This window comes from Streptomyces sp. NPDC031064, assembly GCF_055570965.1.
Genome location: NZ_JBVIGF010000001.1, coordinates 890,407 through 915,932, shown reverse-complemented (window position 1 = coordinate 915,932; position 25,526 = coordinate 890,407). Strand labels below are relative to the sequence as shown.

Here is a 25,526-nt window from a genome sequence, read left to right as displayed (position 1 = left end):
CTGCCGACATGCGCTACTCGTTACGCCAGAACATCGCGGTCGAGCCGGTCATCGCCGGCTGGTACGGCTGGTCGTACCTGCTGCCGCCGCAGACCCTCGCCCGCTTCGTCCACAACCGGTTCACCCCCATCGTCGAGAGCTACCTCGAGAACCCACAGGTCCACGCGGCGGCCGTCCGGCAGCGCCGGATGCACGGCGGCCCCTGGATCCACGCCCACGAGCACCGCGACGCGATCGAGGCCTGGTACCGGGACACGGCTCCGCGGCGGGAGCGGCTCGGTGAACTCTTCGAGGCGATACGGCAGGTGGAGGAGGACATCCTGCCCCGCCACCACGGCGAGTCCCTCGATCCCGTCTACCAGGAGCTGCCGCCCGCGCTCTCGGGGCGCGTGGAGGTCTTCTACGGCAGGGACAACCGCACGCCCGACTACCGCTTCATCGAACCGCTGATGTACGCGTCCGAGTACTACGACGAGTCATGGCAGCAGGTGCGGTTCCGACCGGTCGAGCAGGACGCCCGCGAGTTCGCGCTCACCACACCGATGCTGGAGTACACCCCGCAGCACCTGCTGGTCGACGTCCCCCTGAACTCCCCGCTGCTCGACACGGTCTTCCGCGGCGGCCTCACCGAGGCCGAACTCGCCTCACTCGCCGCGAGGCTGGGCCTCACGGGTGCGCGGGCCGCGCTGTTCACCTCCTACTTCGAGCCCGCCCCGGCGCCCGCCCCGGAAGCGGGCCCGGCCCCGGGCGACGACGAGGACGTGCTCGAATACGTCGGCCACGCCTGCGTGTTCGCCCGGTACCGGGGCACGACCTTCCTCGTGGACCCGGTGCTGAGCTACGGCGGCTACCCCGGCGGGGCGGAGAACCGGTTCACCTTCGCCGACCTGCCGGAGCGCGTCGACCATCTGCTCATCACCCACAACCACCAGGACCACATGCTGTTCGAGACCCTGCTCCGGATCCGGCACCGGGTGGGCAGGGTCCTGATCCCCAAGTCCTCCAACGCCAGCCTGGTCGACCCCGGCCTCGGCGGCATCCTGCGACGGCTGGGCTTCACCGACGTCGTCGAGGTCGACGACCTGGACACGCTGCGCTGCGGCTCCGCCGAGGTCGTCGCGCTGCCCTTCCTCGGGGAGCACGGCGACCTGCGGATCCGCAGCAAGACCGGCTGGCTGCTCCGGTTCGGCGAGCGCTCGGTGCTGTTCGCCGCCGACTCCACGAACATCTCACCGACGATGTACGCGAAGGTGGCCGAGCTGATCGGCCGGGTCGACACCGTCTTCATCGGCATGGAGAGCACCGGGGCCGCGGCGAGCTGGATCTACGGCCCGCTGTACGGCGAGCCGCTGGACCGGCGCAGCGACCAGAGCCGCCGGCTCAACGGCTCCAACTTCCCCCAGGCCAAGGAGATCGTCGACGCGCTGGAGCCCGACGAGGTCTACGTCTACGCGATGGGTCTCGAACCGTGGATGGGCGTCGTGATGGCCATCGACTACGACGAGAGCCATCCCGCCATCGTGGACAGCGACCTGCTGGTGCGGCACGTCCGGGACAAGGGCGGGACCGCCGAGCGGCTGCACCTGCGGCGGACGCTGCGCCTCTGAGCGCGCCCCCGGCCCCGGCGCCCGGCCCTGGCCCCGGCCCCGCGAAGCACCCTTCGACGTGCCCCTCGAGACAAGGTGCCCCACCATGCGCACGCTCCTGATCGACAACTACGACTCGTTCACCTACAACCTGTTCCAGTACATCGGCGAGGCGACCGGTCAGCCGCCCGTCGTCGTGCCCAACGACGCCGACTGGTCACAACTGCCCGTCGAGGACTTCGACGCGATCGTCGTGTCGCCGGGGCCCGGCAGCCCGGAACGGGCCAGGGACTTCGGGATCAGCCGACAGGCGATCACGGACAGCGGTCTGCCCGTCCTCGGTGTCTGCCTCGGCCACCAGGGCATCGCCCAGCTCTTCGGCGGGACCGTCGGCCTCGCCCCGGAGCCGATGCACGGCCGGGTCTCCGAGGTGCGGCACACCGGCGTGGACGTCTTCCGAGGACTGCCCTCGCCGTTCTCCGCCGTCCGCTACCACTCCCTGGCCACCGGTGACCTGCCCGACGAGCTGGAGCCCATCGCCTGGAGCGACGACGGCGTCGTGATGGGGCTGCGGCACCGTGAGCGGCCCCTGTGGGGCGTGCAGTTCCATCCGGAGTCGGTCAGCAGCGACTTCGGCCGGGAGCTGCTGGCCAACTTCCGTGACCTCGCCCTCAGCCACCACCGCGCACGGCGCGGCACACCGGCCGCCCCGTACGAGGTCCACGTGCGGCGCGTCGACGCGCTGCCGGACGCCGAGGAGGTGCGCCGTACCTGCCTGGCCCCCACCGGCGCAGCGTTCTGGCTGGACAGCAGCGCCGTCCTCGAAGGCGCCGCGCGCTTCTCCTTCCTCGGCGACGACCGCGGCCCGCTCGCCGAGTACGTCACCTACCGGGTGGCCGACGGCGTCGTGTCCGTACGCCACTCCGACGGGAGGACCACGGAGACACGGCAGCCCTTCTTCACGTACCTGGAGGAACAGCTCGACCGCCGGCGCATCCCCACCCCTCCCGGCCTGCCGTTCGAGTTCAACCTCGGTTACGCCGGCTATCTCGGCTACGAGCTGAAGGCCGAGACGATCGGCGAACCGGCCCACCAGTCCCCCCACCCCGACGCCGCACTCCTCTTCACCGACCGGCTCATCGCGCTCGACCACCGGGACCGCTGCTGCTACCTGCTGGCCCTCGACCGCCCCGGCGAGGACAACGGGGCACGGGCCTGGCTGCGGGAGACGGCCGACCGCCTCACCGAACTGGCCGCCACCGCCCCGGAGGAGCGGACCCCCGCCGTCCCGTTCGGCACCCCCGAGGCGCCGGCCGACTTCGGCCCCGTCGCACGGCCACGCCACGACAGGGACGCCTACCTCAAGCGCATCGACGAGTGCCTCAAGGAGATCCGCAACGGCGAGTCGTACGAGATCTGCCTGACCAACATGGTCACGGCGCCGACGGACGCGACGGCCCTGCCGCTCTACTCCGCACTGCGCGCGATCAGCCCGGTCCCGTACGGCGCCCTGCTGGAGTTCCCGGAACTCTCGGTGCTCAGCGCGTCGCCCGAGCGGTTCCTCACGATCGGCGCGGACGGCGGCGTCGAGTCCAAACCCATCAAGGGGACCCGCCCCCGGGGAGGCACGGCCGAGGAGGACGAACGGCTCCGGACGGACCTGGCCGCCCGGGAGAAGGACCGGGCCGAGAACCTGATGATCGTCGACCTGGTGCGCAACGACCTCAACAGCGTCTGCGCCATCGGCTCGGTGCACGTGCCCCTGCTCTTCGACGTCGAGACCTACGCGCCCGTGCACCAGATGGTGTCGACGATACGCGGCAGGCTGCGGCCCGGTACGAGCGCCGCCGCCTGTGTCCGCGCGGCCTTCCCCGGCGGCTCCATGACCGGTGCGCCCAAGAAGCGCACCATGGAGATCATCGACCGGCTGGAGGAAGGGCCCAGGGGTGTCTACTCCGGAGCGCTCGGCTGGTTCTCCCTGAGCGGCGCCGCCGACCTCAGCATCGTCATCCGCACCATCGTGCTGACCGAGGGCCGGGCGGAGTTCGGCGTCGGCGGGGCGATCGTGGCTCTCTCCGACCACCAGGAGGAGTTCACCGAGACCGTCGTGAAGGCGCGCGCCATGCTGTCCGCCCTCGACGGCATCTCCGTGGCGGGCGCGCGATGAGCGGCTTCGGCCGGAGCGTCGTCGTCGGCGGGGGCGGAGCGGTGGGCGGCATGTTCGCCGGCCTGCTGCGGGACGCGGGCAGCCGGACGCTCGTCGTCGACATCGCACCGCCACCCGAGGAGCGCGGCACCTGCCTCGTGGCCGACGTCACCGCCCCCGGGCCCGAGCTGTCGGCCGCCCTCGCCCGCGCGGACCTGGTCCTGCTCGCCGTTCACGAGGCGGTGGCCCTCAAGGCCGTGGGGCCGGTGACCCGGCTGATGCGACCGGGCGCGCTGCTCGCCGACACACTCTCCGTCAAGGCCGGCATGGCCGAGGAACTCGCGGCCCACGCCCCCGGCGTCGAGCACGTCGGCCTGAACCCCATGTTCGCCCCGGCCGCGGGCATGGCCGGCCGGCCCGTCGCCACCGTGGTCACGAGGGAGGGACCCGGCGTGGCCGCCCTCCTGCGGCTCATCGAGGGGTGGGGCGGAAGACCCGTACGGCTCACCCCGGAGGAACACGACCGCACGACCGCCGCCACCCAGGCCCTGACACACGCGGTGATCGTCTCGTTCGGCCTCGCCCTCGCCCGTCTGGGCGTGGACATCCGCACACTGACGGCGACGGCACCGCCACCCCATCTCACCCTGCTCGCCCTGCTGGCCCGGGTGCTGGGCGGCAGCCCCGAGGTGTACGGGGAGATCCAGCGGTCCAATCCCCACGCCGCCGCCGCGCGCCGCGCGCTCGCCGACGCGCTGCGTTCCTTCGCCTCGCTCGTCACCGCCGATGACGGTGACGGCGGCCATGAGGGAGCCGGGAGTCTCGACGCCGCGTTCGAGCGGCTCCGGCGACTGGTGGGACCCGAACTCACCACGTACCAGCGCCAGTGCCACGAGCTGTTCCGCACCATCCACCGCACCAACGACGGAGGCGAGACGGACCGATGACCGAGCAGGACGACGAGCTGCACCGGCTGCGCACGGAACTCGACCTCCTCGACGGCACGCTCCTGGACACCCTGCGCCGCCGCATCGACTGCGGCGTGCGCATCGCCCGGTACAAGTCCCGGCACGGCGTCCCGATGATGCAGCCCGGCCGGGTCCACCTGGTCAAGGAGAGGGCCGCGCGCTACGCGGCCGACCACGGCCTCGACGAGACCTTCCTGGTGAACCTCTACGACGCGATCATCGCCGAGATGTGCCGGGTCGAGGACCTGGTGATGAGCCGGGAAGCCAGCGACCGACGATGAGGAGACCACGATGCACGCGACCACGATGCACGCGACCACGACGCACGGGACCACGATGCACGCGACCATGACGCACGCGTCCTTGACCCGGCGGCCGGCGGCGCAGCAGCCGTACTGGCCGGACGAGGCGGCCCTGGACGAGGTGGAACGGGAACTGGCCGGACTGCCCGCGCTCGTCACCGAGGACGAGGTCGTCGACCTGACGCGAGGGATGGAACTGGTCGCCCGCGGCTCGGCGCTCCTCATCCAGGGCGGCGACTGCGCCGAGCGCTTCCACGAGGCCGTACCGGAACTGGTCCGGCAGAAGGTGGACAACCTCCAGGGGCTCGCCGCCATCATGCGGGCCGGCAGCCGCTCGCCCACCGTGGCCATCAGCCGGATCGCCGGCCAGTACGGCAAACCGCGGTCCTCGCCGTTCGAGACGGAGGACTCGGGCCGGCGGATGCCCAGTTACTGCGGCGACGCCGTGAACGAGCCCGAGTTCGACCCGGTGGCGCGAACCCCGGAACCGCGCCGGCTCCTCACCGCGTACGAATGCTCGCGGCTCGTCCTCGACGAGTTACGCCGCTCCTGGTCGGGACGGCCGATCCTGGAACGGGTGTACACCTCGCACGAGCTGCTGCTCATGCCCTACGAGCGGCCCCTGGTGCGCGAGGGCGCGCGCGGTGCCCACAGCGCGTCCGCCCACTTCGGCTGGATCGGCGAACGGACGCGCCGGCACGACGGCGCCCACGTCGCCCTCGCGCAGGCCGTGCACAACCCCATCGGGGTCAAGCTGGGGCCGGCCGTGTCGCCGGAGGACGCCGTCGCCCTGAGCCGGACGCTCAACCCCGACGGCGTTCCCGGGCGGCTGACCTTCATCGCCCGCTTCGGCGCCAAGGACGTGGACCGGCTCCTGCCACCGGTCGTCGACGCGGTGGCCCGCCACGGCGCACCGGTCGTCTGGCTGTGCGACCCCATGCACGGCAACGGCACGCGGCTGTCGGGGCACAAGACCAGGCTGATCGAACCGATGCGGTCCGAGATCGCCTCGTTCACCCGGGTGCTGCGGGGACGTGGCCTGTGGCCCGCCGGTCTCCACCTGGAGCTGACCCCGGACCCGGTCACCGAGTGCGTATCGGAACGTGACGGGGAGCCGCGGTTCACGGACTACCGGTCCACCTGCGACCCGCGGCTGAACCCCGGGCAGTCCGCGGAGATGGTCTCCCATTTCCTCTCGCTGCTCTAGGGCCCCCACGCTCACGCCGGTGGCCCGCCCCCCGCTCGGGGGACGGGCCACCGGGAACCATGAGCCACGGTCAGGAACGGGCCTCCAGCGGACGCTCCGCCGGACGGGCCGGGGCACCGTTGCCGGCGCCGACCACCCGGGCCACGCCGCCGAGCACCAGCGCGGCGGCCACCAGCAGGGCGCTCACCACCAACGGGGAGCGGAAGCCGAAGTCCGCGCCCAGGGCGACACCGCCCAGGGCCGGACCGGCCGCCGCACCGACGTTCAGCGCGGCGGTGGCGAAGCCACCGGCCAGCGTGGGCGCGTCCGAGGCCGTGTAGAGGGCCTGCGAGATCAGGGTGGAGCCCACTCCGAACGAGAGCGCCCCCTGGAGGAACACCAGGACCAGGGCCACGACCGGGTTGCCGGCCGTGGCGGCGAACAGCAGCCACCCCGCCAGCAGTGCCACACCACCGACCGCCAGCACCTGGCCGGGCCGGCTGTCCGCCAGCCGACCGCCCAGGTTGACCCCGACGAAGGACCCGATGCCGAACAGCGCCAGCGTGGCGGGCACCCACCCGGTGCTCAGGCCCGTGACGTTCGTGATGACGGGCGTGAGGTACGTGAACGAGCAGAACGTCGCCCCGTTGACCAGCGCACCGAGCAGCAGCGTCAGGACCAGCCGAGGCGTGCGCAGCGCCCGCAGCTCATGGCGGACGCTCGGCGCGCCGGGGTCGACGGGCGTGGCCGGCACGGACCACAGGATCGCGACGACGGCGGGCGTGGAGATCAGCGCGACGCCCCAGAACGCCGAGCGCCAGCCCCAGAACTCACTCAGCACGGCACCGAGCGGCACCCCCGCGATGCAGGCGAGGGTCACGCCGCTCAGCAGCACGGAGGTCGCCCGGCCCTTGGCCTGCGGGCCGGCCATGCTCGCCGCGGTCGCCAGTCCGACGGCGAGGAAGCCGGCGTTGGCCAGCGCGGCGATCACCCGCGTGACGAACAGGATCTCGAAGCTGTCGGTGAGGGCGCCGACGACGTGCGCGAGGAGGAAGGTGATGAGGAAGGCGAGCAGCGCCCGGCGGCGCGGCCAGCGCAGGCTCAGCATCGCGACCAGCGGCGCGCCGACGATCATGCCGACGGCGAAGGCCGAGGTGAGCGATCCGACGGCCGGAATGGACACGCCGAGATCGGCGGCGATGTCGTGCACCAGACCGGACAGCATGAATTCCGACGTTCCCTGGGCGAAGACGGCCAGCCCGAGAACGTAGATGGCGAAAGGCATGAAGAAGCTCCAACTACATCGCAGATCAGGAAGACGCAACGCATGAACCGAAAGGCATGCCGTTGCGGGAGACGGCCGGGAGAGACCTCCGGGCGCGATCTCGCGATGCGGTTGATCCGTGGCGGATGCGCGACGCATTGCTCGGCGGCTGCGCCGAGGAAAGCAGGGTCGTCAAAGAGTTACGCGATCAGCCACCGGATCACCGGTGGCAGGCTTCTTTCCGCCTCAGGACTGGACATGTTCCTCAACATAGCAACGCCCGGATCACCGTGTCTAACGAATAATCACCGCCGCCCGTCGAGTCTGAAGGAGTGTTCATGACCCCCCACCAAACGGCCACCGTCATGGTCGGTTTGGCGTTGATACTCGCGCTCGCGCACGTGCTCGGGCGCCTCGCGCGGCGGTGCGGCCAGCCGGCGGTCATCGGCGAGATCCTCGCCGGCATCCTGCTGGGTCCGACCCTGTTCCACGGCGCCCTGTCGGAAGCGCTCTTACCCCTGGACATCCGGCCGATGCTCACCACGCTCGGCAACCTCGGAGTCGCGCTCTTCATGTTCCTCGTCGGCCTCGAACTCGACCACAGGCTGCTGCGCGGGAACGGGCGTGCGGCGGTCGGGGTGTCGGTCGGCTCCATCGTCTGCGCCTTCGGACTCGGCGTCCTGCTGGCGCTGTACCTGTGGAACGACCACGCGGTCGGCCACCGGCTCGGTTTCCTGCTGTTCATCGGCGCGGCCATGTCCATCACGGCGTTCCCGGTGCTGGCGCGCATCCTCACCGACCGGGGCATCCAGCACACCAGGGTCGGCGCGCTGGCCATGGCGAGCGCGGCCGTCGGGGACGTGGTCGCCTGGCTGCTGCTCGCGGCCCTGCTCACCTTCACCGGGAGCCAGAACTCCTGGCAGGTCCTGCTGGTCGTGCCGTACGTCCTGGCCATGGTGGGCGTGGTACGGCCGCTGCTCGGCAGGTTCCTGGCGGCGCGCGAGCGGGACGGACGTGGAGCGGGGCAGCAGGGGCCCGGCGCGGGGCTGCTCGGTGTGCTGACGGTGCTGCTGCTCGTCTCCGGCGCACTGAGCGAGTGGTTCGGGCTCCACTTCATCTTCGGCGCGTTCCTCGCCGGCGCGATCGTGCCGCGCCAAGGCACGGAGAGGCTGCGCGCGGGGGTCACGGACCGGTTCGAGACGATCACCTGGATGCTGCTGCCGGCGTACTTCACCGTGGCGGGGCTGAAGGTCGACCTGACCACGGTGGGCGGCGACGGACTCGGCGAGCTGGGGCTGATCCTCCTCGTGGCGATCGGCGGCAAGTTCGGCGGCGCCTACCTCGGAGCCCGCGTCGCCGGCCAGTCCGGGCGATCGGCGACGACGCTGGGCGTCCTCATGAACACCCGCGGTCTCACCGAGCTCATCATCCTCGGCGTCGGCCTGCAACTGGGGCTGCTCGACACGGACCTGTACTCACTCATGGTCGTCATGGCCCTCGTCACCACCGCCATGACCGCACCACTGCTGCGCTGGGCCTATCCACGCCGGCTGGTCGACGCGGACCTGCTGGAGGCGGCCGAGAAGTGGAACGCGGCGCCGCCGCAGCCCGCCGGGCTCGCCCGGCCCGTGGGCGCGCGGCCGTCGGAGGCGAAGCGGTGATCACCACCCTTCTGACCGGGCTCCTGCCGCCGGCCGCCCTGATCGCCGAGGAGTTCGGCGATGTCCCCGATGCCTGGCTCTTCCCCGAGGAAGCCGCCGCGCTCAGCGGCGCGGCCGACGGGAGACGCGGCGAGTTCGCCACCGTACGTCACTGTGCGCGCGTCGCCCTCACCAACCTGGGCCGGCCGGCCGGACCGATGGTCCCGGGCAAGTGGGGTGCGCCCACGTGGCCGGAGGGGGTCGTGGGCTCCATGACCCACTGCGACGGCTACCGGGCCGCAGCCGTGTCGCGGCGGATCGACATCGCCGCCCTGGGCATCGACGCCGAACCCCACATGCCGCTGCCGCCGGGCCTCCTCCGCCGTATCGCGTCACCGCGCGAACGGGGCCACCTCGCGGCGCTGCGCCACGCCCGTCCCGCGGTGCACTGGGACCGGCTGTTCTTCAGCGCCAAGGAGTCCGTGTACAAGGCCTGGTTCCCGCTCACCCGGACCTGGCTGGACTTCCGCGAGGCGGAGGTGGCCGTCGACCCGTACCGGCAGACCTTCCACGCCCGCCTCCTGCGGACCGGACACGACGACGAGGGGCGGCCGCTCCAGGCGTTCCACGGGCGGTGGCGGGTCGGCCGCCGGCTCGTCGTCACCGCCGTCGCCCATGGGGTGACCGCCGTGGCCCACGACCGCGTCCGCCCCGGCACCGCGTACGGGCGGCGCTAGCCGACAGCCCTAACCGACCAGGGAGTCCTCGGCACAGCGCAGTTCGCGGGCCATTCCCTTGAGGTCGTCCGCGCAGGCGGACAGGATGTCCGCCACGGCCTTCCGCCCGTGCAGGGGGATGGTGGGGGCGAGGAGCTTCCATTCCTCGGTGGTCCGCAGTTGCGTGCGCAGGCGGTGCAGGACCAGCCGGCCGTTCTCGTTGAGCCGTAGCGAGGGGTCGTTGCGCAACGCGTCGAAGAGGGTGATGCGGCGCGCGAGGTCGGGCACGCGCCGAGGCTCCGTACGGTCTCCCTCCGGGCCGGCCGGTGCCGTGCCCGTGCGACCGTCCGGGTGCCGGCCGGCGGGAACGGCCTCCTGGCCGTCGGCCAGCCGGCGACGTACGTCACGTGCGGTCCCCACCGAGATCCCGGCCTGCCGTGCGATCTCCCGCAGCGAGGCCGCCGGGTTCCGGCTGATCACCTCGGCGGCCACGCGGCGTCCTTCGGCGGTGTTCGAGGGGCGGACCCGGCCGTCCCGGCCGACGCGCGCCTCGGGCCGTGCGCCCGCGTCCGTGATGTCCCGGCGCAGCGCCCCGACGCCGGTGGCGTTCCAGCCGGTCATCTCGGCGATGCTCCGGTCGGACCAGTCGGGGTGCGCGCGTAAGATCCGCAGCGCGGCCTGCTTGCGCTCGTCGCGCGAGAGCGGGAGTCCGTGCCGCACGTTGGACTCCACCGCCAGCAGGAAGGCCGCCTGCTCATCCCCCTCGAACCAGCGGGCGCTGATGGTGCGCCGGTTGCGCAGCTCGGTGGCCCGTAACCGGTGCATGCCGTCGACGACGCGCAGGGTCGCCCGGTGCACCAGGATCGGTGGGAAATCGGCCTCGCTTTCCGCCAGTGCCCGCACGTGTGCGTGGTCGAGGGTGAAGCGCGGCGAATCGGCCGGCAGCAGGGAACGTATGTCGATGTCAAAGCTCGACGCCTGACGTTGATCCGATACTGCGGACATCAATGCCTCCAGGGGCGCTCGTCATCGATGACAGGGGGATGGGCGGGGAAGGCGGGAGCGGCCGCGGCCGTGCGGACACGCCGAGCGGCGCGCGAATCACCGCACGATGCGTGCGGACGGGAGAAGGGATACCGGCTCACATGGCGGACGGGCTCGTGGGGGGCGCGGGTGAGGGGCGAAGGGCGCGGACCGGGGGAGAGGCGTACCTCATGCGATCGCGATCCTTTCGAGAGGATGGAGCGACGCCGCGGTGGGCGCTGGCCGTACCCGTAACGTGATTATGTCAGCGCATGATGAAGGGTCAACACGTCCGCTGAGACGGACAAGCATGTTTTCCCCCTTGTCTTGGATCATGCTTGTCCGCTCCCGTGAACGGGGATACACATGGCCTGTGTCCTCGGAAAACGCTTCGGGAGGGAGGTATCGGATGAGCAGAGAACAGCCACGTGAGGAGGAAGTGCGTCCGCTGTTGCAGAAGTTCGACCAACGGCTCACAGAACTGATTCAGGCCGCCTACCCCGACGAGCAGCACCGCCCGGGATACGCCCGTCTGGCCAAGGAGATCAGTGCCACCACGGGTGGCTCCATCTCGGGGACCTACCTGTGGGAACTCGCGACGGGCAAGAAACGCAACATCACCCTCGAACAACTCGACGTGCTCGCCCAGTTCTTCGGAGTCCCTCCCGAGTACTTCCTCAACGAGGAGGTCTCGCAACGGGTGAAGGCCCAACTGGCGCTCGCCACCGCCCTGAGGGACGCCAAGGTGCGCAATCTGGCGATGCGGGCCTCGGGTCTGTCGCCCGCGAGTCTCGACTCCCTGCTGACCATCGTGAACGAGGCCCGCAAGGTGCAGAACCTCCCCGAGGCCGGCCAGACCGAAGAGGGCGGACAAGCGGCGACCGAGTGACGGAGGACACTTCGGCTCCGACATCAAGGAACGGTACATGCTGCGACGCCTCACCCTGCACCGGCGCTGTCGGGAGCTCGCCGAACAGGTCAGCTTTCCCCACCCGTTCTCCATCCCGGCCTTCCGCGACCACATCGCCGCCCAGCGCGGAAGACCGCTCCACCTCCACGCCCTGCCGCTCGAAGCCGCGGCGGCCGGCACCTGCGGCCTGTGGCTCGCGACGGCCATCGACGACCACGTCTTCTACGAGCAGAACACCTCGACGCTCCATCAGGAACACATCGTGCTACACGAGTTCGGCCACATGCTCTTCGACCATCATTCGGTGACGGACCGAGCCGGCGGCGGCCACGACGACCTGCGCGCGGTCCTGCCCGACCTCGACCCGCGCCTGATACGACGCCTCCTCGGGCGCACCAACTACTCCGCCCTCCAGGAACGTGAGGCCGAACTGCTCGCCAGCCTCATACGCACCCACGCGGACCAACCGCTGCGGCGCGAAGGACACGGCCCGCTCGCCAGTCTCGGGGCGGCCCTCGGGGTCGGGTACCCCAGGTGCTGACCGCGTTCGGAGCATGGCTCACGTACCCGAGCTGCCTCTGCCTCTGCCTCGCCGTACTGCTCCGCTCCGCGCCGTCCCTGCGCGACGCGGACCAGCGCGGCCTGTGGCTGGCCGTGACCACGGCCGGCATGGCGATGACGCTGGACCTGCCCGCCGTCACCCACTTCGTCATGGGCCTCGTCGGCACCGACCACCTCGTCGACCTGACGAAGAACCTGATCGGGGTGGTGTCGGCCGGCGCGGTGCTGTACTTCGTGTCCGCCCCCAGCGGCAGCCGCCGGCTCCGCGTCGGCCTCTGTGTCGCCATCGGCGCGATCCTGGTCACCCTGCTGCTCAGCGACCTCTCCGCGCCACCGCATCCGTCACACACCATCACCGCCGCCGGGGGCCCCTTGCCCTCCTTCGGCTACTGGCTGATCCTCATCGCGACCCACGTGGTGGCCAACATCATCTGCGTGATCGTCTGCTGCTGGTACGGGATGCGCACGGACGACCGCCCCCTCGCCGCGGCGCTCTGGCTGTTCGCCACGGGGACCGCGCTCGCCGCGCTCTTCTGGATCGGCCGCCTGCTCCGGCTCGCGCTGGACGTGACCTGGGCCATGCCGTACCTGCCGCTCCTGATCAACCTGCACGCGCTGTTCCGTGCGGCCGCCATCCTCGTCCCGCTCGCCGTCGCGGCCCGAGGCGCCCTGGCCGACGCCCGCACGGTGTGGCGCCTCTGGCCCCTGTGGCGCGAACTGGCCGGCGCGGTCCCTCACGTCGTGTTGACCACGCGGCGCACGAGGCTCGTGGAACTCCTCTGGCCGCCGGTCCCGCACAGACTGCTCGCCTACCGCAAGGTCATCGAGATCCGGGACGCCATGCTGGAACTGGAACACTACGTCCCACCCGGCATCGCGCCGCTCGCCCGGGACCACGTCCGCGCGCTGGGCCTCACCGCCGCCCGGGCCGACGCGACCGTCCTGGCCTGCGTGGTGAAGGAGGCCCGCCACGCCAAGCTCGCGGGCCGCCCCTGGCGTCAGTCCCCTGAAGAATCGTTCACTCAGGGAGGGCCGGGCCTGGACCACGCGACCACTCTCACGGCGGAGAAGACCCACCTGATCGAGCTGGCCCAGGCCTACACCTCCGCTCCGGTCCGCTCGTTCATCCCCCGCACGAGCGATGGCGGCGGCTGAGACCGGGTGGCGGACCGGGGCGTCAGCTCCCCTCGGTCTCGAAGGCGCGCAGCAGGTCGGCGGCGACGCTCACGGCAATGGTCGCGGGTTCCTTGCCGGTGATGTCGGGCAGCCCGATCGGGGTCTTGATCCGGGCGATGGCGGCCTCGTCGTGTCCGCCCTCGGTGGCGAGGAGCTTGCGGAAGCGGACCCACTTGGCCGCCGACCCGATCAGCCCGATGGAGCCGAGGTGGGCCGTGCGCAAGGCGGCGTCGCACAGCGCCGCGTCCTCGGCGTGATCATGGGTCATGACCAGGATGTGGGTGCCGTGCGGCAGCTCCGCCAGCACCTCCTCGGGCAGCAGCGGCGTGTGATGCACGTGCACCTGCGCCACCGCGTCCGCCAGCACGTCGAGCCGTTCCGGGGTGAGGAGATCGGACCGGGAGTCGACCAGATGGAGGTCGAGGTCCTGACGTGCCAGGATGCGCGCCAGTTCCAGCCCGACGTGCCCGACCCCGAAGATCGCCACCGCCCGTACCACCGGCAGCGGTTCGAGCAGCACCGAGACCGTGCCGCCGCAGCACTGCACGCCGTGCCGGTTGGTCACCTTGTCGTTCAGGGCGAAGTCGAGCAGCTCCGGCTCCGGCGCGGACGCGGCGATCATCTCCCGGGCCCGGTCGATCGCGACGGCCTCGACGTTGCCGCCACCGATCGAGCCCCACGTCCCGGTCCGGCCCACGACGAGCTTCGCACCGGCGTCGCGCGGGGCATGGCCGCGTACGGTCGCGACGGTCACGAGTACGCCGGGTTCCCGGCGGGCCCGCAACCGCGCGACCGCGGCGACCCACGTCATGTCAGGCATTGCTCAAAGCGGTCGCGTCGGCGGGGACCTCGCTGCCCTTGCCGCCACCGCGGGCCGCTTCGATCGCCCAGTACACCGCCTCCGGCGTCGCGGGTGAGGCCAGCTCGACGCCGACCCCGCCCGGCCCGAACGCGGCGGCGGCCTGCCGCAACGCCTCCCGTACCGAGAACGCCAGCATCAGCGGAGGCTCACCCACCGCCTTGGACCCGTACACCGCGCCCTCCTCGGTGGCGTTCTCCAGCAGCGTGACGTTGAACTCCTCGGGCATTTCCGAGAAGCTCGGCAGCTTGTAGGTGCTCGCGGCCTGCGTCAGCAGCCGGCCGCGGTGGGGCCCGTCACCGGTGTCCCAGCGCATGTCCTCAAGCGTCAGCCAGCCCGCGCCCTGCACGAAACCACCTTCGACCTGCCCGATGTCGATCATCGGGGACAGGCTGTCGCCGACGTCGTGCACGATGTCCACCCGCCGGATGCGGTACGCGCCGGTGAAGCCGTCCACCTCCACCTCGGCCGCGGCGGCGCCGTGGGCGAAGTACTTGAACGGCGAGCCCCTGAACGTCTTCGCGTCCCAGTGCAGACCCTCGGTCCGGTAGAAACCGGCCGCCGACAACTGGACCCGCTGGAAGTACGCGGTGCGCACCAGGTCGTCCCAGGCCAGCTCCTTGTCGCCGCCGAGCCCGCGCGCGACGCCCTCGACGATGCGCACGTCCGAGGCGTGCGTGCCCAACTGGGTGGCGGCCACCTGGAGCAGCCGGTCACGCAACTGCTCGCAGGCGTTCTTCACCGCCGCGCCGTTGAGGTCCGCCCCGGCACTGGCGGCGGTGGCGGAGGTGTTGGGCACCTTGTCGGTCCGGGTCGGGGCGAGGCGCACCTTGTGCAGCGGGATGCCCAGGGTGGTCGCGGCCACCTGGAGCATCTTGGTGTGCAGCCCCTGGCCCATCTCGGTGCCGCCGTGGTTGATCAGGACGGAGCCGTCCTTGTAGATCAGCACCAGCGCGCCGCCCTGGTTGAAGGCGGTGAGGTTGAACGAGATGCCGAACTTGAGGCCGGTGACCGCGAGTCCCCGCTTGGTGTGCGGGTGCGCCGCGTTGAAGGCGGCGATCTCGCGCTTGCGGTCGGCGATGCCGGCGTTTTCCTGAACCTGCTGCCAGACGGCGGAGATCCGTTCGGGCCGGAGGACCGGCTGTCCGTACGGCGTGCACTGACCCTTCCGGTAGAAGTTGCGCTCCCGCAGCTCCATCGGATCCAGGCCGAGCAGCGGCGCGCACCGGCCCATGATGTCCTCGATCACCAGCATGCCCTGGGGACCGCCGAAGCCGCGGAAGGCGGTGTTGGAGACCTTGTTGGTCCTGGCGATGCGACCGGCGACGCGTGCGTGGGGAATCCAGTACGTGTTGTCGATGTGGCACAGCGCGCGGGCCACGACGGGCTCGGACAGGTCCAGGCTCCACCCACCGTCCGCGGTCAGGGTGGCGTCCAGGGCCTGGATGCGGCCTTCGGTATCGAAGCCGATCTTCCACTGGGCGTGGAACCCGTGCCGCTTGCCCGACATCGTCAGGTCCTGCGTCCGGTTGAGCCGCACCCGGACCGGCCTGCCGGTCAGCCTGGCGCCCAGCGCGGCGATGGCGGCGAACCCGTGCGGCTGCATCTCCTTGCCGCCGAAGCCGCCACCCATCCGCAGGCACTGCACGGTCACCTCGTGGCTGTGCAGACCGAGCACGTGCGCGACGATCTCCTGGGTCTCCGACGGGTGCTGCGTGCTGCTCTGGACGAACACCTGCCCGGCCTCGTCGACCTGGGCCAGCGCCGCGTGCGTCTCCAGGTAGAAGTGCTCCTGATCGGAGAACTGCAACTCGCCCGTGAACACGTGCGCGGAGTCGGTGAAGCCGGCGTCGACGTCGCCGGTCAGCATCACGGGCCGGGCGCCGTGGAAGCTGCCCGCCGCCATGGCGTCCCGCAGCGTGACGATGGAGGGCAGTTCGTCGAGCTCCACCTCGACGGCCGCCGCACCGAGCCGGGCCGCCTCCAGGGTCTCGCCGAGCACCCAGGCGACCGCGTGGCCGTGGAACATGACCTCGTCGGGGAACAGCGGTTCGTCGTGCTTCATGCCGGCGTCGTTGACACCGGGCACGTCGGCACCGGTCAGCACCCGGACCACCCCCGGCACGGCGAGCGCGGGCTCGGTGCGCAGCGCGGTGATCCGGCCATGGGCCTTCATGACTTGCACCGGGTAGGCGTGCAGCACGTCCTTGGTCCGCTGGACCAGGTCATCGGTGTAGAGCGCGGCGCCGGTGACGTGCTGGACGGCGCTCTCGTGCGGCACCGGGAGGCCGACGACGGGCTTCTCGGGACGTTGGGACAACTGGCTCATGACGACACCGCCTCGGTGGTCTGCGCGTACAGCTTCAACAGGCTCTGGCCGAGCATCGCGGAGCGGTAGAGGGAGCTGGCGCGATGGTCGTCCATCGGCGTGCCCTCGCCCCGCAGCACCCGCGCCGCCGCCTCGACGGTCTCCGCCGACCAGGCCCTGCCCTCCAGGGCCGCCTCGGTGGCGAGCGCGCGGATCGGGGTGGCGGCCACACCGCCCAGGCCGATGCGTGCCTTGCGCACCGTCCCGTCCTCGATGTCGAGCGCGAAACCGACGGCCACGCTGGAGATGTCGTCGAAACGACGCTTGGCGATCTTGTGGAAGGCAGTGACCGGCGACAGCGGCAGCGGGACACGCACCGCGCGGATCAGCTCGCCGGGGCGGCGCACGCTCTGCCGGTAGCCGGTGAAGTAGTCCGCCAGCGGGACCTCGCGCTCACCGTCGGCGTCGGCGAGCACCACCGACGCCTCCAGTGCGAGCAGCACCGGCGGGCTGTCACCGATGGGGGAGCCGGTACCCAGGTTGCCGCCGAGGGTCGCACCGTTGCGGATGAGCCGGGAGGCGAACTGCGGGAACAGCTCGGCCAGCAGCGGGACTCGGCCGTCGAGGCGGCGTTCGATCTCGGTGAGCGTCAGCGCGGCCCCGATCTCGATGCGGTCGTCCTCGACGCGCAGCTCCCGCAGTTCGGGCAGCCGGTCGATCGCCACCACGCAATCCGCCCGGCGGGAGCGGATGTTCACCTCCACGCCCCAGTCGGTGGAGCCGGCGACCACCACCGCGTCGGGCCGCTCGCGCAGCAACCGCAGCGTTTCGGCCAGGGTGTTCCTCCGCAGGAACGCGCTGTCGCCGTGGGCGTATTCGGTGGCGACCGGTGCGGGCGGTGCCTGCTCCCGACGCCGCGCCAGCGGGTCGTCGTCGGTGGGATCCCCGACGGCGAACGCGGCATCGCGGATCGGGCGGTAACCGGTGCAGCGGCACAGGTTCCCGCTCAGCGCGTGCAGGTCGAAACCGTTCGGACCGTGCTCGGCGTCGGCGCTGCCGGCCGAGTCCGCGTCCGGGCCCGTGTGCGCGCAGCGGTCGGGCCGGTAGTACTCGGCGGCCATGCTGCAAATGAACCCCGGTGTGCAGTAACCGCATTGGGAACCGCCGCGGACCGCCATCTCCTCCTGCACCGGGTGCAGGGTGGGCGGCGTGCCGGGGGCACCGGCGGTGGCGAGACCCTCGGAGGTGACGATCTCCTGGCCGTCGAGCGCCGCGACCGGGACCAGACAGGCGTTGACCGCGACCCAGTCGGTGGGCTTGTTCACCCCAGGACGGGCCACCAGGACCGAACAGGCGCCGCATTCACCCTCGGCGCAGCCCTCCTTGGTACCGGTCAGGCCACGCTCCCGCAGGAAGTCCAGCACCGTGGTGTGCGGCGCGGCCGGTGAAATCGGTGCTTCTTTCCCATTGACCGTGACCCGTGCCCCTACCATGACAAACCTTCGTTCCGGTGCGTGACGGGTCGATGCATCATGTTCGCCAATTCCAGGCAGCTTTCTGTGTTCAGACGCGCCACGTCGGACAGGCGGGCGCGGAACGGCACGCGACAGCGGCGTGCCGGAAGATGAGGGGGAAACCCGGTGTGTGCCACGACGGGCACATCACAACGGCGTGCTCAGCAGCCGTGCGCGATCCGACCCGGAACCCAGACCGTGCACTGGGCGAGGCGACCGAGATCAGAGCTGGTGTACATCCGCTGGTCGCCTCCTTTCGGTGGTCATGGGTCGGCGTCCACGGCAAAGTAGTGGCCGGGACCACGGAGGTCAAGAGGTCGCCGCTTGTACGATGCCCCCGCGTCGTGCTCGACGCACCTCGCGCACAGGGGCGGTCCGGCGGAGGCCACCACCCCCGTCGGTGGGATGTCGCGACATGTGGGAGCGTTGGCGGGTGAGTGAGAGTACGACGAACATCCTGCAATACCGCTCCGACGGGCCGGAAGAGGCACCGGTCCTGGTCCTGGGGCCGTCCCTCGGTACCACCTGGCACATGTGGGACCGGCAGATACCCGAGCTCGTCCGTCAGTGGCGGGTCATCCGCTTCGACCTGCCCGGCCACGGCGGCGCCCCCGCCCACCCCGCGACCTCCGTCGGAGAGCTCACCGACCGGCTCCTGGCCACCCTCGACGAGCTGGGCGTCCAGCGCTTCGGGTACGTCGGGTGCTCGATCGGCGGTGCCATCGGCACCGATCTGGCGCTGCGCGCCCCGCACCGGCTCGCGTCGCTGGCCCTGATCGCCTCCTCACCCCGCTTCGGCACCGCCGACGAGTTCCGCCAGCGCGGCGTGATCGTCCGCACCAACGGCCTCGACCCGATGGCCCGCACCGCGCCCGAGCGCTGGTTCACGCCCGGCTTCGCCGCCGCCCAGCCCGCCATCGTCGAGTGGGCCGTGCAGATGGTCCGCACGACGGACGCCGGCTGTTACGTCGCCGCCTGCGAGGCCCTCGCCGCGTTCGACGTACGCGCCGACCTCGGCCGCGTGGGCGTCCCCACCCTCGTCCTGGTCGGCTCCGAGGACCGCGTCACCGGGCCCGCCGAGGCCCGCCACCTGGTGGCCGGCATCCCCGACGCCCGCCTCGCCGTGGTGCCGGGCGCGTCGCACCTGGCGCCCGTGGAGCAGCCCGCGGCGGTCACCGACCTCCTCGTACGGCACTTCTCGACCTCGTGGCAGGCTGTGTCCGATTCGACGACGGGGATGACCGCCCTCGCGGCGCCGCCCGTGATCCCGGCCATCGCCGCCCCCGCCGCCGCGCATCCCGCCCCGCCCGCCCCGGTCCCGCCCGTGGCGCCCGCCGACCCCGCCGCGCCGGGAGTCGCGCCCGCACCCGCCGCCGTCCCGCCCGGCACCGTCCCGCCCGCCGCCGTCCCGCCCGGCGTGCCCTCGGCCGCCGTGCCGTCCGCCGCCGTCCCGCCCGGTACCGTCCCCTCCGTCGCCGTCCACGTTGCCGGCCCCGCCGCGCCCGTGACCGTGCCGGCCGGGCGGCCCGACCCGTACGACGCGGGGATGAAGGTACGGCGCGAGGTCCTGGGCGACGCCCACGTCGACCGCGCCATGTCCGCCGCCGACGACTTCACCGGCGACTTCCAGGAGCTGATCACCCGCTACGCCTGGGGCGAGGTGTGGACCCGCGACGGCCTGGACCGCCGCATGCGCAGCGCCGTCACCATGACCGCGCTGGTCGCCGGCGGGCACCTCGACGAGCTCGCCTTCCACACCCGCGCCGCCCTCCGCAACGGCCTGTCGCCCGCCGAGATCAGGGAAGTACTGCTCCAGACGGCGATCTACTGCGGCGTCCCGGCCGCGAACTCGGCGTTCAAGGTCGCCCAGAAGGTGATCCTGGAGGAGACCACACCGGAAGTCTGACCCACCGGGGAGGATGCGTCCATGAAGCTGATCAAGAAGTCCCACGCGTGCGTCCGGCTGGAGAAGGGCGGGCGCACGCTCGTCGTCGACCCCGGCGGGTTCAGCGAACAGGACGCGGCGCTCGGCGCCGACGCCCTCCTCGTCACCCACGAGCACCCCGACCACTTCGACGAGGGACGGCTGCGCGCCGCCCTGGAGGCGAACCCGGGCGCCGAGATCTGGACGCTGCGCAGCGTCGCGGAGAAGATCTCGGCGGCCTTCCCCGGCCGGGTCCACACGGTGGGCCACGGCGACACGTTCACCGCGGCCGGGTTCGACGTCCAGGTGCACGGCGAACTGCACGCCGTGATCCACCCGGACATCCCCCGGATCACCAACATCGGGTTCCTGGTCGACGGGTCCGTGTTCCACCCCGGTGACGCGCTCACCGTCCCGGACCACCCCGTCGAGACGCTGATGCTCCCGGTGATGGCGCCGTGGAGCAAGATCTCCGAGGTGATCGACTACGTGCGCGAGGTCAAGCCGCGGCGCGCCATCGACATCCACGACGCGCTGCTGACCGACCTCGCCCGGCCGATCTACGACCGCCAGATCGGCGCTCTGGGCGGCACCGACCACGGCCGGCTGACGCCCGGCGACGCGACGCAGGTCTGACTGTCAGAGGCCCCCGTTAGGCTGTGGGGCATGCGCATCGCCACCTGGAACGTCAATTCGATCACCGCCCGTCTGCCCCGGCTGCTGGCCTGGCTGGAGAGCAGCGGCACGGACGTGCTGTGCATCCAGGAGACCAAGTGCACCGCGGACCAGTTCCCCACCGACGAGCTGCGCGAGCTGGGGTACGCGTCGTCGGTGCACGCCACCGGCCGGTGGAACGGCGTGGCCCTGGTCTCCCGGGTCGGCCTGGAGGACGTGGTGCACGGTCTGCCGGGCGGGCCGGAGTACGACGGCGTGGCCGAGCCGCGGGCCATCTCCGCGACCTGCGGCCCGGCCCGCGTCTGGTCGGTGTACGTGCCGAACGGCCGTGAGGTCGCCCACGACCACTACGCCTACAAGCTGCGCTGGCTGGAGGCGCTCAAGGACGCGGTCGCCGAGGACGCGGCGGGCACCCGCCCCTTCGCGGTGCTCGGCGACTTCAACATCGCGCCGACCGACGACGACGTCTTCGACCGCGCCTTCTTCGAGGGCTCCACGCACGTCACCGAGCCCGAGCGCGCCGCCCTCGCCGGGCTGCGCGACACCGGGCTCACCGACGTGGTGCCGCGCCCGCTGAAGTACGACCACCCGTTCACGTACTGGGACTACCGCCAGCTCTGCTTCCCCAAGAACCGGGGCATGCGCATCGACCTGGTGTACGGCAACAAGCCGTTCGCCGACGCGGTCAAGGACGCCTACGTCGACCGCGAGGAGCGCAAGGGCAAGGGCGCCTCCGACCACGCCCCGGTCGTCGTCGACCTCGACGTCTAGGCCGCGTCCGCAGTGCCGGCCCGCCTGCGACCGGCACATCCCCCGCACACGTCCCACGCCGCCCGGGCCCGCCCCTTCGGGCGGACGGCGCCACTTTGCGGACACTCCCTGGCGCGCGCCCTGTAGTGCGTCCGGCGGGTTGGGTGCGACGCTGGGCGGTATGAACATCCCTTTCCTGGACGCCTGGCGTAGACGGCACGGCGGCGGGCACGCCGCCTCGGCGGTGGAGCGCGACCCGGAGGGCGTGGCGGACATGCTCGCCGAGTGCGACCTGCTGCGCTCCCGGGTCCAGGAGTACGGGGTCCAACTGGATGACACACCCCGGTCCTTGGAGGCGATCGACCAGCTCCCCCCGCGCTGGCGGGACGACCCCGAGGAGCTGCCCTGGCTGGGCAACGACGCCGGCCTGTACCTCGGTACGGTCATCGTACGAACGGTCCCGGGCGCGCAGTGGCACCTGACGCCCGGCGGTCACCCGGTCGTCCGGCTGGTCTCGGGCCGGGAGATCCATGTCGTCGAGGCCGGTCTGGAGTGGGCGATCAGCGGTTCTCCGGAGCTCTCCCAGGTGTACGCGGAGGCCGCCGAGGGGTAGCCCGGGTTAGGTGGTAAATACGGCTTATGCCCCCTTTATGCGTGTCGGGGGCGTGAAGTCCCTTTTCGAGCTGGATAGTTTGCGCTGACCTCGACACAGCCAGAATGGGGCAGGGCAGCGTATGGCCGTCGATCCGTTGATCGAGCTGCGTGAGTCAACCAGTACTACGGGAAGTTGCACGTCCTTCAACACATCAACCTCACCGTCGGCCGCGGCGAGGTCGTGGTCGTCATCGGCCCCTCCGGATCGGGCGGTCCCCGGACCGAGGCCGTGGATGTCGGACCGGCCGTAACAGGGACGCTGCTGCCGGGGTCCCTCCGCGCCGAGACAGGACACGGAGGGAACGCGGCGGCGAGTCGGGGTGCCGGCAGACCCGATGGGCCAGGCCCGCCCGGCAGCGGCCGGAGATCACTTCTCGCGCAGCGGGACCGACACGTAGGACGGGTCGGACGGGGGCGAGGAGAAGGTCAGCCGCGCGCCGGACGGGTTGTGCTCGATGTACAGCGGGTCGACGGTGTCGACGACCAGGGCGAGCCGGTGGCCGGCCGGGACGTCGTAGGCGGTGGAGAACAGCTCCAGGTCCACGGCGAACGGCCGGCCCGGCGTCTTGCCGTGGAAGGTGTACGGCGCGTTGCTCACCAGCTTGCCGACGCCGAGCGGGCCCACGTCGTAGAGGTACGCGACGAGGGTGCCGCTCGATTCCGTGCTGGTGACCGTGGTGTGCAGCTTCGCCGTGCCCCGGACGCGCTGGACGGAGTCGTACCGCTCGGACTGCCAGACGGCCGCGAAGGACCGGGGGAGCAGCGGGATGGAAGCCATGGGCGGCAGTCTGAGGAACTGGTCGAGGGCGTTGGAGAGCATGATGGTGCCGCCGTTGGCACCCGAGTCGACGTTGGCGTACACCTGCCGCGTGTCGGCGAGGGCGATCTTCCGCTGGGTGGCGCCGACCGACTTCCAGTCGGGGTAGCCCTCGTAGCCGCTGGTGGAGCGGGACTTGAGCTGGACCGGCTGCTCGCGGTCGATGCCGTTGTCGGCGCCCTTGAGGTGGTGGTCGAACCAGCGGTGGGCGTTGGTCCACGTGTCGTTGGGCAGGCCGAGCAGGCCGGTCGCCTCGGCGGTGGCGTGGTCGCCGGGGTGGAACTCCAGGCGCTTGGGGCCGGTGAGCTTCTCGTAGAAGGAGGCGTACTGGTTGGGCGGGAAGATGGTGTCGCCCCAGGCGTTGCCGAGCATGATGGCGGCGCCGCCCGCGTTGATGCGGTCCAGCGCGAAGGCGGGGGAGCGCTTGGCGCCCCACGCGATCATCTCCTCCTCCTTGTCCAGGTTGGAGGCGAGGAAGTCCTTGAGGGTCTGCTGGAGTTCGGGGCTCGGGCGGCCGGTGAGGTAGCCGGTGCCGCCGAGCATCGCGGCGGCCTGGAGGTGCTGCGTACGGCCGCTGTAGATGGAGTCGATGAGGTCGGCCCAGCCGCTCATCGCGACGACGGCCTTGATGCGCTTGTCGTGCCCGGCGGCGAGCAGGCTGATGCCCGCGCCGTAGCTGACGCCCGCCATGCCGATCCGCTCGGGGTCGGCGGGGGTGTTGGCCAGCGCCCAGTCGATGACCTTGGAGGCGTCGGCGACGTCCGGCGGGCCGGCGACCTCGATGTGGCCGCCGGACTGCCAGAAGCCGCGGGAGTTGTAGCTGACGACCACGTAGCCGGAGTCGGCGAGCTTACGGGCCTGGGCGAGGTACTCGACCTGCGGCATGGACCAGCTCGTCGGCAGCACGATCACCGGGTAGCGGCGGCCTTTGTCGGAGTCCGCCGGGGTGACGACGTTGGCCTTGAGGACGGTGCCGCCGTCGCCGGTGATGTCGACGAACCGTATACCGGGCGGCCCCGTGGGCGTGGCCGCCGCGGTGGGGGCGAGACCGAGGGCCGTTCCCGCCACCAGGGCGACGGAAACGGCTCCGGTCGTCGTCGTGCGCACGGTTGTACGCATGGCAGTGCGTGGCTTTCCCACGGTTCGTTCCCCCATCGCTGGTCAACGCTTGAAAGGTGAACCGCAGGAAAGCACGGGTCGCTTACCGGAGGTAACCCGTCGGTAAGTTACGCCCCGGTAACGATTATTGGACGTCGCGTCAACACGGTGAGCGTGTCAGCGCGATCTGCGCGTCAGCGCAAGGCGCTCTTGGCCTGCCAGTCCGCCCAGGACAGGTTCCACTCGCCATAGCCGTTGTTCAGCGCCTGCGTGCCCTTGGCGTCGGCGCCGTCCACCTCGAACGGGTCGCCGACCTGCACCTGGTCGTACACCCACCTGGCGTCCGGGGTGTCCATGCCGATGCAGCCGGAGCTCTTGTTGGCGTTGCCCATGTACGCGGCGTTCCAGGGCGCCGCGTGCGCGTACATCCCGGACCAGGTCAGGCGCATCGAGTAGTCGACCATCTTGTCGTACGCGTCACCCAGGCCGACCGTCTCGGAGCGCATGTTGATCGTGCCCTCCTTGGACATCAGCACGGTCTTCCCCCGCCAGGACGCCTTCTCGCCGCCCGGCGTGCCGCCCGACATCGGGATGTCCTTGACCTCCTGGCCGTCCCGCAGCAGCTTCAGCCTGTGGTTGTCGAGATCGACCTTGACGAGCTGGTTCTTGCCTATGGTCATGGTGGTCGCGTAGTCCCGGACGAACCAGCCGCCGGACTCGCCCGAGTCGATCCCGTTCAGCTCGGCCTGGAGGGTGACCTTGGTGCCCGGCTTCCAGTACTCCTTGGGCCGCCAGTCCACCCGGTCCTTGCCCGACCAGTCCCGCATCCAGCCCCAGGAGCCGGTCGTGTTGTTCGACGTCGTCACCTTCAGGTGCTTCTCGACCTCGGCCTTGTTCTTCACCGGGTGGTCGAAGACGATCGACAGCGGGTGGGCGATGCCGACCGTGCTGTTCTTGCCGGGCGCCAGCGTGAGCTTGTTCACCTTGTCGGGCGCCGCCGTGGCGAAATCGGCCTTGGCGGTGCCGCCGTCCGCGGAGCGCGCCTCGACGGTGTAGCTCGTGCCGGGTGCGGCCTTGCGGGTCGAGGTCCAGGTCCGGCCGTCGGCCGAGACGGTGCCGGCGAGCGTGGCGCCCTTGGAGTCGGTCACGGTGACCTGCTGGAGCTTGCCCTCGGCGAGGGTCACCCGCACCGGCTCGCCCGCCTTGGCCTGCTTGCCGGACAGGTTCACCGAGATCCGGGTGTCCGGCTTGGCGCCCTTGCCGTCGGCCTTCGCGGTGCCCGAACCGCCCGAGCACGCGGTCAGGGCGGCCGCGGCGAGGACCGCGGTGCCGGTGAGGGCGGCGGTGCGGAAGGGGCTGCGCGGGCGTGTGCGGCTCAACTGGAAAACCTCCGATGCGTTCCTTGCGTCCCTCCGTGAGAGGGCGATCGGAGGCGCCGGGTTGCCTGTG

21 protein-coding genes and 1 pseudogene are annotated in these 25,526 nt (G+C 71.4%); 15 read left to right on the top strand and 7 right to left on the bottom strand.

What is annotated here, in order from left to right; genetic code table 11:
* Positions 1–8 precede the first annotated feature (8 nt).
* From ACZ46W_RS03895 to ACZ46W_RS03875, 5 genes are all read left to right on the top strand, one after another.
* Entirely contained in the window at positions 9–1,607 is a 1,599-nt protein-coding gene (locus ACZ46W_RS03895) for an MBL fold metallo-hydrolase (RefSeq protein WP_468330829.1), read from the top strand.
* Between the two features lie 85 nt (positions 1,608–1,692).
* Positions 1,693–3,753, top strand: coding sequence for an aminodeoxychorismate synthase component I (gene pabB / locus ACZ46W_RS03890; protein WP_468330826.1), 2,061 nt, complete (start codon positions 1,693–1,695; stop codon positions 3,751–3,753).
* Positions 3,750–4,679 carry a prephenate dehydrogenase/arogenate dehydrogenase family protein gene (locus ACZ46W_RS03885; RefSeq protein WP_468330823.1) on the top strand — a complete coding sequence of 310 codons (930 nt, stop codon included), beginning with the start codon at positions 3,750–3,752 and terminating at the stop codon, positions 4,677–4,679. The genes pabB and ACZ46W_RS03885 overlap by 4 nt, the downstream gene beginning before the upstream one ends.
* On the top strand, positions 4,676–4,981 hold the full coding sequence (gene cmlD, locus ACZ46W_RS03880) for a 4-amino-4-deoxychorismate mutase CmlD (protein WP_468330820.1): 306 nt from the start codon (positions 4,676–4,678) through the stop codon (positions 4,979–4,981). Before ACZ46W_RS03885 ends, cmlD begins: the two co-directional genes overlap by 4 nt.
* A 10-nt stretch (positions 4,982–4,991) precedes the next feature.
* Positions 4,992–6,209 (top strand): 3-deoxy-7-phosphoheptulonate synthase, encoded by a 1,218-nt coding sequence (locus ACZ46W_RS03875; RefSeq protein WP_468330817.1) that lies wholly within the window; start codon positions 4,992–4,994, stop codon positions 6,207–6,209.
* 70 nt (positions 6,210–6,279) lie between these two features.
* Here ACZ46W_RS03875 and ACZ46W_RS03870 read toward each other — a convergent pair whose 3' ends face one another.
* Positions 6,280–7,473, bottom strand: a complete 1,194-nt coding sequence (locus ACZ46W_RS03870; protein ID WP_468330814.1) for a Cmx/CmrA family chloramphenicol efflux MFS transporter — start codon at positions 7,471–7,473, stop codon at positions 6,280–6,282.
* A gap of 317 nt (positions 7,474–7,790) precedes the next feature.
* Here ACZ46W_RS03870 and ACZ46W_RS03865 point away from each other — a divergent pair, with 317 nt between their 5' ends.
* The gene (locus tag ACZ46W_RS03865) at positions 7,791–9,113 is read left to right on the top strand and encodes a cation:proton antiporter (RefSeq protein WP_468330811.1); all 1,323 of its coding nucleotides are present in this window, start codon (positions 7,791–7,793) and stop codon (positions 9,111–9,113) included.
* Positions 9,110–9,829, top strand: coding sequence for a 4'-phosphopantetheinyl transferase family protein (locus ACZ46W_RS03860; protein WP_468330808.1), 720 nt, complete (start codon positions 9,110–9,112; stop codon positions 9,827–9,829). Before ACZ46W_RS03865 ends, ACZ46W_RS03860 begins: the two co-directional genes overlap by 4 nt.
* A gap of 9 nt (positions 9,830–9,838) precedes the next feature.
* Here the strand turns inward: ACZ46W_RS03860 and ACZ46W_RS03855 are convergent, their stop codons facing one another.
* A complete protein-coding gene (locus ACZ46W_RS03855; RefSeq protein ID WP_468330805.1) occupies positions 9,839–10,813 on the bottom strand; it encodes a ParB/RepB/Spo0J family partition protein in 975 nt (324 codons plus the stop codon).
* A 427-nt stretch (positions 10,814–11,240) separates the two neighbouring features.
* On the opposite strand from ACZ46W_RS03855, the gene ACZ46W_RS03850 reads away from it, so the two are divergent.
* The 3 genes from ACZ46W_RS03850 to ACZ46W_RS03840 are packed head-to-tail and all read left to right on the top strand — an operon-like array spanning position 11,241 to position 13,457.
* Positions 11,241–11,720 carry a hypothetical protein gene (locus ACZ46W_RS03850; RefSeq protein WP_468330802.1) on the top strand — a complete coding sequence of 160 codons (480 nt, stop codon included), beginning with the start codon at positions 11,241–11,243 and terminating at the stop codon, positions 11,718–11,720.
* A gap of 37 nt (positions 11,721–11,757) precedes the next feature.
* Complete coding sequence (locus ACZ46W_RS03845) at positions 11,758–12,282, top strand: hypothetical protein (RefSeq protein ID WP_468330799.1); 525 nt, start codon at positions 11,758–11,760, stop codon at positions 12,280–12,282.
* Positions 12,276–13,457 (top strand): MAB_1171c family putative transporter, encoded by a 1,182-nt coding sequence (locus tag ACZ46W_RS03840; protein ID WP_468330796.1) that lies wholly within the window; start codon positions 12,276–12,278, stop codon positions 13,455–13,457. The genes ACZ46W_RS03845 and ACZ46W_RS03840 overlap by 7 nt, the downstream gene beginning before the upstream one ends.
* 22 nt (positions 13,458–13,479) lie before the next feature.
* Here the strand turns inward: ACZ46W_RS03840 and xdhC are convergent, their stop codons facing one another.
* Genes xdhC through ACZ46W_RS03825 form a run of 3 tightly spaced genes read right to left on the bottom strand, consistent with a single transcriptional unit; the run spans position 13,480 to position 18,138 of the window.
* A complete protein-coding gene (xdhC, locus tag ACZ46W_RS03835; protein ID WP_468330793.1) occupies positions 13,480–14,289 on the bottom strand; it encodes a xanthine dehydrogenase accessory protein XdhC in 810 nt (269 codons plus the stop codon).
* 1 nt (position 14,290) lies between these two features.
* Positions 14,291–16,666: a xanthine dehydrogenase molybdopterin binding subunit gene (gene xdhB / locus ACZ46W_RS03830; protein ID WP_468330790.1), complete on the bottom strand. Its 2,376-nt coding sequence runs from the start codon at positions 16,664–16,666 to the stop codon at positions 14,291–14,293.
* Positions 16,663–18,138: a xanthine dehydrogenase small subunit gene (locus ACZ46W_RS03825; protein WP_468330787.1), complete on the bottom strand. Its 1,476-nt coding sequence runs from the start codon at positions 18,136–18,138 to the stop codon at positions 16,663–16,665. Before ACZ46W_RS03825 ends, xdhB begins: the two co-directional genes overlap by 4 nt.
* Positions 18,139–18,592: 454 nt before the next feature.
* Here ACZ46W_RS03825 and pcaDC point away from each other — a divergent pair, with 454 nt between their 5' ends.
* The 5 genes and pseudogenes from pcaDC to ACZ46W_RS03800 form a co-directional block, all read left to right on the top strand.
* The gene (gene pcaDC, locus ACZ46W_RS03820) at positions 18,593–20,065 is read left to right on the top strand and encodes a bifunctional 3-oxoadipate enol-lactonase/4-carboxymuconolactone decarboxylase PcaDC (RefSeq protein WP_468330784.1); all 1,473 of its coding nucleotides are present in this window, start codon (positions 18,593–18,595) and stop codon (positions 20,063–20,065) included.
* A gap of 21 nt (positions 20,066–20,086) precedes the next feature.
* On the top strand, positions 20,087–20,719 hold the full coding sequence (locus tag ACZ46W_RS03815; protein ID WP_468330781.1) for an MBL fold metallo-hydrolase: 633 nt from the start codon (positions 20,087–20,089) through the stop codon (positions 20,717–20,719).
* 30 nt (positions 20,720–20,749) lie between these two features.
* Positions 20,750–21,529 carry an exodeoxyribonuclease III gene (locus ACZ46W_RS03810; RefSeq protein ID WP_468330778.1) on the top strand — a complete coding sequence of 260 codons (780 nt, stop codon included), beginning with the start codon at positions 20,750–20,752 and terminating at the stop codon, positions 21,527–21,529.
* Positions 21,530–21,689: 160 nt separating this feature from the next.
* Positions 21,690–22,121: a DUF6278 family protein gene (locus tag ACZ46W_RS03805; protein WP_468330775.1), complete on the top strand. Its 432-nt coding sequence runs from the start codon at positions 21,690–21,692 to the stop codon at positions 22,119–22,121.
* A 121-nt stretch (positions 22,122–22,242) separates the two neighbouring features.
* Positions 22,243–22,454: pseudogene (locus tag ACZ46W_RS03800) on the top strand (amino acid ABC transporter ATP-binding protein); the annotation flags it as partial.
* 75 nt (positions 22,455–22,529) lie between these two features.
* Here the strand turns inward: ACZ46W_RS03800 and ACZ46W_RS03795 are convergent.
* Together ACZ46W_RS03795 and ACZ46W_RS03790 are read right to left on the bottom strand one after the other, a co-directional pair.
* A complete protein-coding gene (locus ACZ46W_RS03795) occupies positions 22,530–24,098 on the bottom strand; it encodes an alpha/beta fold hydrolase (protein ID WP_468330773.1) in 1,569 nt (522 codons plus the stop codon).
* 173 nt (positions 24,099–24,271) lie between these two features.
* Complete coding sequence (locus ACZ46W_RS03790; protein WP_468330770.1) at positions 24,272–25,456, bottom strand: L,D-transpeptidase; 1,185 nt, start codon at positions 25,454–25,456, stop codon at positions 24,272–24,274.
* Positions 25,457–25,526: the final 70 nt, after the last annotated feature.